The organism is Pantoea sp. ME81, assembly GCF_903970985.1.
Lineage (GTDB): Bacteria > Pseudomonadota > Gammaproteobacteria > Enterobacterales > Enterobacteriaceae > Pantoea > Pantoea communis.
Genome location: NZ_CAJCKS010000164.1, coordinates 1 through 10882, shown reverse-complemented (window position 1 = coordinate 10882; position 10882 = coordinate 1). Strand labels below are relative to the sequence as shown.

At 56.7% G+C, this 10882-nt stretch carries 9 protein-coding genes; 4 read left to right on the top strand and 5 right to left on the bottom strand.

Annotation, left to right across the window (positions count from 1 at the left end; translation table 11 throughout):
• Nucleotides 1-170 precede the first annotated feature (170 nt).
• Nucleotides 171-1691 (bottom strand): aldehyde dehydrogenase family protein, encoded by a 1521-nt coding sequence (locus H7A81_RS22005; RefSeq protein ID WP_058959688.1) that lies wholly within the window; start codon nucleotides 1689-1691, stop codon nucleotides 171-173.
• Between the two features lie 383 nt (nucleotides 1692-2074).
• On the opposite strand from H7A81_RS22005, the gene H7A81_RS22000 reads away from it, so the two are divergent.
• Entirely contained in the window at nucleotides 2075-2638 is a 564-nt protein-coding gene (locus H7A81_RS22000) for a class I SAM-dependent methyltransferase (protein WP_097119214.1), read from the top strand.
• On the opposite strand, the gene H7A81_RS21995 is transcribed toward H7A81_RS22000, so the two are convergent.
• Nucleotides 2626-3345: a glutamine amidotransferase gene (locus H7A81_RS21995; RefSeq protein WP_182058728.1), complete on the bottom strand. Its 720-nt coding sequence runs from the start codon at nucleotides 3343-3345 to the stop codon at nucleotides 2626-2628. The genes H7A81_RS22000 and H7A81_RS21995 overlap by 13 nt on opposite strands.
• A gap of 190 nt (nucleotides 3346-3535) precedes the next feature.
• Here H7A81_RS21995 and H7A81_RS21990 point away from each other — a divergent pair, with 190 nt between their 5' ends.
• Both H7A81_RS21990 and H7A81_RS21985 read left to right on the top strand, forming a co-directional pair.
• The gene (locus H7A81_RS21990) at nucleotides 3536-4420 is read left to right on the top strand and encodes a DMT family transporter (protein ID WP_034822113.1); all 885 of its coding nucleotides are present in this window, start codon (nucleotides 3536-3538) and stop codon (nucleotides 4418-4420) included.
• Between the two features lie 47 nt (nucleotides 4421-4467).
• Nucleotides 4468-5829, top strand: a complete 1362-nt coding sequence (locus tag H7A81_RS21985) for a CoA transferase (RefSeq protein ID WP_182058727.1) — start codon at nucleotides 4468-4470, stop codon at nucleotides 5827-5829.
• Here the strand turns inward: H7A81_RS21985 and H7A81_RS21980 are convergent, their stop codons facing one another.
• Genes H7A81_RS21980 through ghrA form a run of 3 tightly spaced genes read right to left on the bottom strand, consistent with a single transcriptional unit; the run spans nucleotide 5830 to nucleotide 8117 of the window.
• Nucleotides 5830-6390 (bottom strand): molecular chaperone, encoded by a 561-nt coding sequence (locus H7A81_RS21980; RefSeq protein ID WP_058959684.1) that lies wholly within the window; start codon nucleotides 6388-6390, stop codon nucleotides 5830-5832.
• 26 nt (nucleotides 6391-6416) lie between these two features.
• Nucleotides 6417-7154, bottom strand: coding sequence for a phosphatase (locus H7A81_RS21975; RefSeq protein ID WP_034821944.1), 738 nt, complete (start codon nucleotides 7152-7154; stop codon nucleotides 6417-6419).
• A 24-nt stretch (nucleotides 7155-7178) separates the two neighbouring features.
• On the bottom strand, nucleotides 7179-8117 hold the full coding sequence (gene ghrA, locus H7A81_RS21970) for a glyoxylate/hydroxypyruvate reductase GhrA (RefSeq protein WP_182058726.1): 939 nt from the start codon (nucleotides 8115-8117) through the stop codon (nucleotides 7179-7181).
• Between the two features lie 207 nt (nucleotides 8118-8324).
• Here ghrA and treA point away from each other — a divergent pair, with 207 nt between their 5' ends.
• Nucleotides 8325-10004: an alpha,alpha-trehalase TreA gene (gene treA / locus H7A81_RS21965; protein ID WP_182058725.1), complete on the top strand. Its 1680-nt coding sequence runs from the start codon at nucleotides 8325-8327 to the stop codon at nucleotides 10002-10004.
• Nucleotides 10005-10882: the final 878 nt, after the last annotated feature.

Here is a 10882-nt window from a genome sequence, read left to right as displayed (position 1 = left end):
ATGAGAGGGACAACAGGCAGACAGACAACGTTGCCGCAATACGCATGATTCACCATCCTGACTAAGGGAGAAAGAAAACGCCCTTATAGGGTAGATGCGAATCGCGGCAGGATTAGTCCGAATGAGGCATGCAGGAGAAAAGGCAGCGGTGTGATCCGCTGCCTGAATACTTAGAAGAAGCCCAGCGGTTGCGTGCTGTAGCTCACCAGCAGGTTTTTGGTTTGCTGGTAGTGATCGAGCATCATTTTATGGGTCTCGCGGCCAATACCGGATTTTTTATAGCCACCGAACGCCGCATGTGCCGGATAGAGGTGATAACAGTTGGTCCAGACACGACCCGCTTTAATCGCACGGCCCATGCGATAGGCGCGGTTGATATCACGGGTCCAGACGCCAGCACCCAGCCCGTAGATTGAGTCATTGGCGATGGCGAGGGCTTCCGCTTCATCTTTGAAGGTCAGCACACCGACCACCGGTCCAAAGATCTCTTCCTGGAACACGCGCATGCTGTTGTCGCCTTTCAGCAGCGTGGGCTGAATGTAGTAGCCGCTATCGAACGCTTCACCAATCTTCTCTACACCGCCGCCGTGCAGCACCTGTGCGCCCTCTTTCTGCGCGATTTCCAGATAAGAGAGGATTTTGTCGAACTGCTGCTGCGATGCCTGCGCGCCAATCATGGTTTCGGTATCCAGCGGATCGCCGCGTTTGATGGTTTTAATACGTTTCATGACGGCCGCCATAAACGGCTCAAAGATCGACTCTTGCACCAGCGCGCGTGACGGACAGGTACAGACTTCGCCCTGATTCAGGAAACCGAGCACCACGCCTTCTGCCGCTTTCTCGATAAAGCTCTCTTCCGCATCCATGATGTCTTCAAAGAAGATGTTCGGTGATTTACCGCCCAGCTCAACGGTGGACGGGATCAGGCTTTTCGCCGCCAGCTCGAGGATGTGCCCACCGGTAGCGGTGGAGCCGGTAAAGGCGATCTTGGCGATACCCGGATGTGACGCCAGCGCTTCACCGGCTTCTTTACCGTAACCGTGCACCACGTTAATGACCCCCGGCGGCACCAGGTCTTTGATCACTTCCATAAACAGGGTGATCGACAAGGGCGTCTGCTCAGCCGGTTTCAACACCACGCAGTTACCCGCTCCGAGCGCCGGAGCCAGTTTCCACGCTGCCATTAATAGCGGGAAGTTCCACGGGATGATTTGCCCGACCACGCCCAGCGGTTCATGGAAGTGGTAAGCGGCGGTGAATTCGTCGATTTCCGCTGCCGTGCCTTCCTGTGCGCGCACGCAGCCCGCGAAGTAGCGGAAGTGGTCTACCGCCAGCGGGAGGTCAGCGGCCAGGGTTTCACGTACCGGCTTGCCGTTATCCCAGGTTTCGTTGACCGCGATGTATTCCAGCTTCTCTTCCAGTCGATCGGCGATTTTCAGCAGCACCAGCGAACGCGCCTGCGGAGAGGTTTTTCCCCAGGCATCCGCAGCGGCCTGTGCTGCCGCCACTGCGTTATCGACATCGGCCTTGTCCGAACGCGGGAACTCGCCGATGGTAGAACCGTTAATCGGGGTGGTGTTGACGAAGTAATTACCGTTCACCGGCGCAACGAATTCGCCGTTGATAAAGTTGCCATAACGCGATTGCAGAGTGATGAGAGAACCTTGTTCTCCCGGAGCAGCGTAACGCATGGTGTTTCTCCTTGCGGACAGAGTGGCGAATAACAACTATGAAACCTGTTATTAACATTGATCGATCAATGTCAGCCTGTCAGATCGCAGAGCGGGAAACTGTGACCGCACCGAAGGAAAATGCCGGGAATGAGGGTTTGAGATTTAGGCGTGATGATCCTGCACGTCAGTCTCAGCATTGATTAAACGTTACGCTCTTGCCCGCCGCAGATGGCCGGAGTCTATTGCGCCAATTCACAGCCAGGTTATCAGCTTTACATCCCTCCAATTTCTTCCCCGCTTCGTTGCGGAAAATTCCGAGTTTTGGCGCATATGCAGCGAAAAGCGAAACAAACGCAATGAATTTGGTCAATATGAAACAGGATACTCATCAGGAGAAAGAGATGTTGGCTTCAGCCCTGACGTTAATGCGCGCCAAAGCGAACTTTGTTCAGCAATTTATTCGAAACCCGCGCAAGATGGGCAGCATCACGCCCTCCTCTGCTGCGCTGTGCCGCACCATGTGCGATGCCGCCAACTGGGATCACAGCCTGCGTATCGCCGAACTCGGTGCCGGTGACGGCGTGTTAACCCGTCATATTCTGGACAGAATGTCGCCGCAGGCTCAATTAGATGTGTTCGAGATCAGTCCAGATTTAGTGAAGAGTTTGCGCGCGTGGAGCGATCCGCGCATGCAGGTGCGTGCGTGCTCAGCCGAGTACTTGTCGGGTGAATACGATGTGATCTTTTCCGGCCTGCCGCTGCTGTCGCTGCCGCCGGAAACGCGTGAAGCGATTCTCAGCGCCGTGCACGATGTATTGGGCCCGCGCGGTGTATTTATCCAGTTTCAATACACCTCATTGACCCAACCTACTCTGTCACGTTACTTCACCTGGCAGCGCCAGCGGGTGCTGAAAAATATGCCGCCCGCCTGGGTTTATCGCTGCACACGGCATTACGCGCCCTGAGCCTGCACGCGCGGCTGCGGCCGCGTTTGCTGCCAGAATCTTTGGAGCAACTCACGTGACCAATCCTCACCGGCGACCTGCGCGCCATCATCACTCACGCCTTCCGGTAAGCAGGTGGTCATGATTTCGCGGGTAAACTCCGGGTGGAACTGCACCGACAGCGCCTGCGGGGAATAACGTAAAATCTGGCAGCCATCCAGCTCGGAACGTGCCAATACTTCAGCCTGCGACGGCGGCGTAATCACCGACTGGCGATGTGACAACCACGCCTGGAATTCACCTGGTAACGTCGCTAACCAGGGATCATCACTGGCAGTGTTGGTCAGGGTTTTCAAGCCGCGCTCCCAGCCGTTCGGGTTATCACCCACTTTGCCGCCCAGCGCATACGCCATCAGCTGATGACCGTAACAGACGCCCAGCAGCGGCAGCTCCGCTTCCAGCGCGCCACGAATCCATGCCGCCGTGCGTTCGCTCCAGTCGGCGTGGTCGGTGACCATTGCCCAGGAGCCGCTGAGAATCGCGCCGCTGACGCGATCAAACGCCGGCAGCTCTTCGCCAAGATGCGGACGGACAATCACATAGTCTTCAGGCTGCAGTTGCAGCGCATCAATAAACCAGACGGGTTGTTCACCAATTTGCGCCACAACCTGCGGTGGCGGCACTTCGAGTTGAATCAGAGCAAGGGGTAACGCGCGGGTGTGTGTCATTCCGAATTCATTCCTTAACGGAGTCAGCTTTCGGACATCCACTTTGACAGGAAATCAGTGACCTGTCTTATTTTTTTCCTGCATAAGCTCATGCCATAGCGAAAAATATTTTTGCACAATGTCACAGAAATGCACGGCTTCGTGCCATGATTAGCCGGTGATTACCCCCTTTCATGTGAAGGATGACATTGTGGCAGTGCGGCATTTTTTTATGGTTCTGATGGTGGTCTCCATCTGGGCTTTCAATAACGTGGCGGTGAAGTGGGGATTGCTGGAACTTCCACCGCTGTTCCTCACCTGGATGCGCTTTGTGGTGGTGGCGATTGTACTGGTGCCGTTCTGCCGCATTACGCGCGAACAGCTGCCGTGGCTGCTCACCCTTGCCTTCACTTTTGGCTTTATGCACTTCTCGCTGCTGTTTGTCGGCATGCGCTTTACCGATGCCGGAACCGGCGCGATTGTGGTGCAGCTCGGTACACCGATTGCCATGCTGCTGGCGATGCTGGTGCTAAAAGAGAAGCTGACGCTGGTACAGCTGTTTGGTATTGCGATCTCGTTAAGTGGCGTGGCGGTGCTCTCCGGCAGCCCAACGATTCCGGCGTGGTGGGTCTTATGCATCTTGTTGTGCAGCGCCTTTGGCTGGGCCATCAGCAATATGATCGTGAAGAAATCGCCGCCGATAAAACCGCTGACGCTCACCGGTTGGATCTCATTCCTCGCCGTGCCGATTGTCGGTGCCGCTTCCTGGCTCACCGAATCGCACCAGTTTTACGCCTTAAGTCACGCGGGCTGGCGCGGCTGGTTTGGTATTCTTTACAGCGCGCTGGCTTCCTCGATTGTGGCTTATACCCTGTGGTATTCGTTGCTGAAAAAGTACAACGTCAACTTAATCATGCCTTACTCGCTGCTCACGCCCGTGCTGGCCGTGTTGATGGGCGTATTTGTGCTGGGCGATAGCATGAACAGCTTCAAAATTCTCGGGGCGTCTCTGGTGGTGCTCGGTACCGCCATTGCGGTGATCAACCTGCGTAATCTGCGCATGCACGCGCGCTTTCCTCGCCTGCGCCGCCGTTAAATTCTCTCTGCTATGCTTGAGTCTCGCGCGTTTTCCGGAGACTCAATATGGATACTCAATCTGCTGCCGCGTTATGGCAGCAACTGTGGCAAGGATTGCGTGGCGCGGAACCCCTTCCCGCGCTCAGCTTTCTCCAGCCCGATACCTTTTCTTCCGCGTTTGCCGTCAGTGAACTGGCCGCCACCAGCATCGGGTTGGCAAGCCAGGCAGTGAGCGATTTACTCGGGCAATCGGCCCCGGTTAGTGTCAATGTAAGGCTCGCCTCTCGCTGGTTTCAGCACAGCCTCACGCCGCTAAATCGCTCACCCGCCGCGCTCTGGGATCCCTTTGCAGGCGATTACGCCACCGCCGATGGCTGGATCCGTCTGCACACCAACGCCCCGCATCATCGTGCCGCCATGGAGCAGGTGCTGGGCCAACACGCCGACCACGCCGCATTAGCGCAACGGGTGTCTCAGTGGCAAGCCGTCGCGCTGGAGCAGGCCGTGATTGAGGCTGGCGGCTGTGCTGCGCAGATGCGCAGTGAGCAACAGTGGTTGCAGCACCCACAAGGAATGGCCGTCAGCAGTGAAGCGCTGATCGCCCAACAGGCCACGGGGGATGCACCCACGCCCGGCTGGCAACTGCCGACGGCGCGTCCCTTGCTCGGCGTACGCGTGCTGGACCTGACACGCATTATCGCCGGGCCGGTCGCCACGCGTTTTCTCGCCAGCCTTGGCGCGCAGGTTTTACGTATCGATCCTTACGGCTGGGAAGAGCCAACATTGGAGGAGGAGATCACCTGCGGCAAACGCTGCGCACGGCTCGATCTTAAATCCAGAGCGGGCGTTGAGCAGCTGTGCGATCTGATCAAACACGCTGATGTGCTGGTGCATGGTTATCGCGCGGATGCGCTGGAAAAGCTGGGGCTGGATGCCGAGTCACGGCGCAAACTGTCGCCCGGAATGGTGGATGTCAGTCTCAATGCGTGGGGCTGGAGCGGACCATGGCGCAATCGTCGCGGCTTTGACAGTCTGGTGCAGATGGGATGCGGTATTGCCGAACAGGGCATGAGCTGGCGTGGCAACGCCCAACCGACCCCGCTGCCGGTGCAGGCGCTCGATCACGCCACCGGCTATATGATGGCCGCCGCCGTATTGGAAGGGATGCGTCAGCGTCGGGAAAATCACGTTGGCTGGCAGGCTCGCTTATCGCTGGCGCGCACTGCAAGGCTATTGCAACAGTTTGGCGCGTCCCCGCAGCAGCCGCAGCATGGCATTACCGCGCAGCACGACGATGCCCTGCCGACAGTTGAGATCAATGCGTGGGGGATTGCCGAAAGGTTGCGTGCCGCTGCATACCTGCCCGGCACGCCGATGATCTGCGCCACGCCGGGCGTCAAGCTCGGCAGCAGCGCAGCCAGCTGGTAATCAGGCTTCTTCGTCGTTGCCTTCGTTCAGCTCGTCGTACATTGCCTGAATGGCTTCACGGCTCAGCGCGGCCAGCGTGCGGTAGAACGCGCTGGTCGCGTGGGCTTCCACTTTGCCGAGGAACGCGCCGCACCACGGCAGCAGATAGTCGTCGAACAGCGCTAATTGCGCAGCAAACTCATCCTCCGCGGACTGATCTTCCAGCCACGAGGCCGCCAGCAGCAGTACGCCAAAATGGTCGGCTGGCGCGTCGCTTAACGGCATGCCACGTGAAGAGAGAAACGCACGCACATCCGCTTCTTGCGGGCCGTTTGGCCACTGTGAGGCGTAAGGCGGTACGCTGCATTCGCTGCCGACGAACAGTGCGTTGTAATCCGCCGCCAGGGCCTGCGGATCGCTATTCTGCTGCAGACGTGTTAACAGTTCATCCTGCTCCAGCGGCCACTGAGCCTTCAGTTTGCCTTCACGCAGCATGGTGAAGAGCGGCACCAGCAATGGATCTTGTGGCTGGCGGTTGAACAGCGAGCCGATGACGCGGCAGAGAATGGAAAACTCATTCATGCAACAGAATTCCTTGAGGCTAAAAGTTAAAAGTCCGCAAATTCAGCAATGTGCTTACCGGTTCGCTGTTCGAGGAAGTCGAGCAGGCGGCGCGGCGTGACATTTAACACGCGATCCTCGGGAAAATCCACTTCACGCGTAATGCGGATGCAGTGTTCGAAATGACCAAGGGTAAAGGCGGTGTGAGAGTCTGAACCGAACGCCAGACGCCCGCCGGCATCACGCACCGCTTCAGCGATGGCGCGGCAGTTGGGTTCACTGCCCGGACGCGAATGGGTAAAGGAGGAGTTATTGATCTCCAGCGCCACATCATAATGCGCGGCGGCTTCGGCAATGGCGCGGATATCCACCGGGAATTTCGGGTTGCCAGGATGCGAAATAATGTGCACCAGCCCGCCCGCCATCGCGGCAATCATCGCTTCCGTGTGATGCGCTTTATCACGCGGTGCATACACCGGCTCATGGAAACCGGCCACAATCAGATCCAGCGCATCCAGCATCGGGCCGCTGCAGTCAATTTCACCCTGCTGATTTTTGATGTTGGCTTCAATACCACGCAAAACGCCTACGCCATCAATCACGCGTGGCCAGATACGCATATTAACGAAGTGCCAGTAGTGCGGCGCATCCGCCATATCCGGGCCGTGATCGGTGATGGCAAACAGCTTCAGGCCATTCTGCTTCGCCTGCACCACATAGTCATGCAGTGTGCTGTATGCGTGGGTACTGGCAACGGTGTGCATATGCAAATCGACGGGATACATCCTCTTCTCCTGACTCAATGTGAATTAATAACCGCGCTGGCGATCAACTAAACCACCCGGCTGATCCCCTTGCTCCAGAGCAAGTATGGCACCGGCAATGAAATCCATCGCCTCGCCGGGCAACGTGATAGCCGCAGTATGTGGCGTCAATGTGACATGTGGATGAGACCAGAGCGGGTGATCCGCCGGCAGTGGCTCGGTCTGGAACACATCCAGCGCCGCGCCCGCCAGTTGCCCGCTGTTCAATGCGGCCAGCAGATCGGCTTCCACCACATGCGCGCCACGCGCCAGATTGAGGAAAAAAGCCCCGTGCGGTAACACGCGCAGCAACTTTTCATCGATCAGATTGGTGGTTTCCGGCGTGGTGGGCAACAGATCGATCAGCACCTGAGTGCCATCCAGAAACGCATCCAGCTGATCGCGACCGTGGAAGGTTTGCACGCCCTCAATCTGCTTAGCCGAGCGGCTCCAGCAGCGCAGCGGGAAACCCCACTGACGTAAACTTTCCAGCACGCTACTGCCCAGTACGCCCGCACCGAGCACGCCGATGGTGAAGTTGGCGCGGTCTACTGTGTCGAGTGGCTGCCAGTTTGCCTGTTGCTGCTGCTGACGATAGTCGGCAAAACGGCGGAACCAGCCCAGCACGCACCAGTTGGCGTATTCCTGCATCTGTCGCGCCATGCCGGTATCTTCGAGACGGAACAGCGGCACCTCATCGGCTAACATTTCCGGATGGGCGCGCAGTTGCTTAAGAATTTCGTCCACGCCCGCGCCCATGGCAAACACGCCTTTCAATGGACGACCAGCCAGCATCTCGGTGGGCGGTGAACGCACGACAGCGTAATCGGCCGGTGCCGTGTCGCCCGGCTGCCAGTAGCGCACGTTGGCTTGCGGTAAACGCTGTCGTAGTCCAGCAAGCCAGCGATCGGGGGCTTGCGACGGGTGATACCAGATGATCTCCATACAGCTCTCCTTTTTTTCCTTCAGCCTCAGGCAAATAGCGCTTCAGGGCAAGCAAAAACCTTAGGGTTAATGCAATTTCTTGCGTGATTAATTCCCGCGGCTTCACATTTCCATGGCTTGAGGCGGCTAAGCGGCACGTTAGCGACTAAAGTTGTTCGGGTGGTCAATGTGTTAGCGCACCACCTTTTCGGACAAGGAGAAAAACCGATGATAAAAAATGTCAAATTCACCCCCGCGCCACTGACGTTCTTACTGAGCGCGGCGCTGCTGGCCAGCGCCTCTGTTGCGCAGGCGGAAGATACCAGCCGAATGCTAAGCAGCCAGCCACAGCCGCCCGATATCCGCCTGGGGCCTCTGTTTAATGCGGTACAGCAGGCAAAATTTTATCCGGATCAGAAAACCTTTGCCGATGCGGTTCCGAAGTACAATCCTTCCTCGATACTGGCGGACTGGCAGATGCAAAAGAGCCAGCGCAACTTCGACCTCAAGCATTTTGTTGACGCCAACTTCACACTGCCCAAAGAGCAGGACAAATACGTGCCGCCTGCAGGACAAAGCCTGCGTGAACATATCAACGGCCTGTGGCCGATGCTGACACGATCGACACCGACCGCCAGCCAGTATGATTCCCTGTTGCCACTGCCGAAACCCTATGTGGTCCCCGGCGGCCGTTTCCGCGAAGTTTATTACTGGGACAGCTACTTCACCATGCTGGGCCTCGCCGAAAGCGGGCACTGGGATCGCGTGCAGGATATGGTGGATAACTTCGCCACCGAACTGGATAAATACGGCCATATCCCCAACGGCAACCGCAGTTATTATCTCAGCCGTTCGCAGCCACCGTTCTTTAGCCTGATGGTGGATCTGCTGGCGTCGCATAAAGGTGATGATGTCTATCGCCAGTATCTGCCGCAGTTGCAGAAAGAGTACGACTACTGGATGGCGGACAGCGATAAGGTCGCTGCCGGTCAGGCCAGTAAACGCGTGATCAAACTCGGCGACGGCACTCTGCTTAACCGCTACTGGGATGACCGCGATGCGCCGCGCACCGAATCCTGGCTCGACGATGTAAATACCGCCAACAAAGCGCCGGATCGCAATAAACAGCAGGTGTATCGCGATCTGCGTGCCGGTGCGGCTTCTGGTTGGGATTTCAGCTCTCGCTGGTTTACCGATGCCCACAATCTGGCCTCGATCCGCACCACCCAGCTGGCACCGGTCGATCTCAATAGCCTGATGTTCCATCTGGAGCAGGTGTTGTCCAAAGCCTCGAAACTGGCGAATCAGGATGACAAAGCCAAACAGTTCGCGGCAGATGCTGAGAAACGCCAGGCAGCGATTAATCGTTATCTGTGGGATGAGAAGCAAGGCTGGTACGCCGACTACGACTGGCAGAAAAAACACATTCATCCGCAGCTGACCGCCGCTACTTTGTTCCCACTCTATATGCAGGTGGCGAGTGAAAAACAGGCGGACCGCACTGCCAAAGCGGTGGAGAAACAGCTGTTGAAACCGGGAGGTTTGGTGACCACCACTGTGAACAATGGTCAGCAATGGGATGCACCAAATGGCTGGGCGCCGCTGCAATGGGTGGCGGTGGAAGGACTGGAACATTACAAGCAACCCAAGCTGGCGCAGGAAATTGGTCAGCGCTTCCTGCAAAACGTGCAGGCCACTTACGACAAAGAGCACAAGCTGGTTGAGAAGTATGTGGTGGAAGGCGCGCAACTGGGCGGCGGTGGTGGCGGTGAATATCCGTTGCAGGACGGTTTCGGCTGGACCAACGGCGTGACGCTCAAACTACTGGATAAATACTGCCCGAAAGATCACACCTGTAATAACGCGAGCGATATCCCGAATATGCCCGCGCTGAGTGCGGGTAAATAACCCTCTCCCTCTACTTTAAATAAAACCGCTGCTACTGCTTTGTTTGTCAAACGGTAGCAGCGCAATCGGTTCGCGCTGTCAAAGCTAAGGTGCTCAATGCCATCATCTCAGGCATACGATGCCACAACTGAACACAGCGAAGTCATCACCTCAGGTTTACACACTATCGCGCACCGCGACAGATGGTATGACTGCATCATGAAACCTTTTCTCACATAAAGCCGCGCTCGCTACGCTACCCCTCCTGTTTATTTCCTCACAATCTCTTTCACTCACATTAACAACTTGAAACACACCCCACTAAAAGATAATAATTCTCACTCTTAATTTTAATCGTATTCTCAATTTTTGGCATTGCCGGTTGAGTGCTGCTTTTGATTTGCTTCCCGTTAAAGGATTTCCGATGACGCTTTTTACCCTTAATCGTACCCGCGTGCTCTGTGCACTGGCTCTGGCCCTCCCTGCTGCAACCTTCGCTGAAGAGTCCATCGTCGTCACCGCGCAACCGCAGGAGAGCGCCAACTCACCGACACAAGGCTATCTCGCCACCCGCAGCAGCGGCGGCAGTAAAACCGATCAGCCGCTGATCACCACGCCGCAGTCCATCTCGGTGGTAACACGTCAGCAGATGGAGGATCAGGGTGCGCAGGATCTCAATCAGGTACTGAACTATACGCCGGGCGTATTCACCAACTTTGGCGGTGCCGCTACGCGTTATGACACCATCGCGCTACGTGGTTTTCATGGCGGGGATCGGAAAAGCACACGTCCGAACCCCAGTCACATTCAGAAATTTCGTATGTCGGCTTCTGCTTTAAAAAAAAAACAGTTTGCATAAGTTTTACTCTCTCCTCTCACTTTTGCATTGATATCTTATC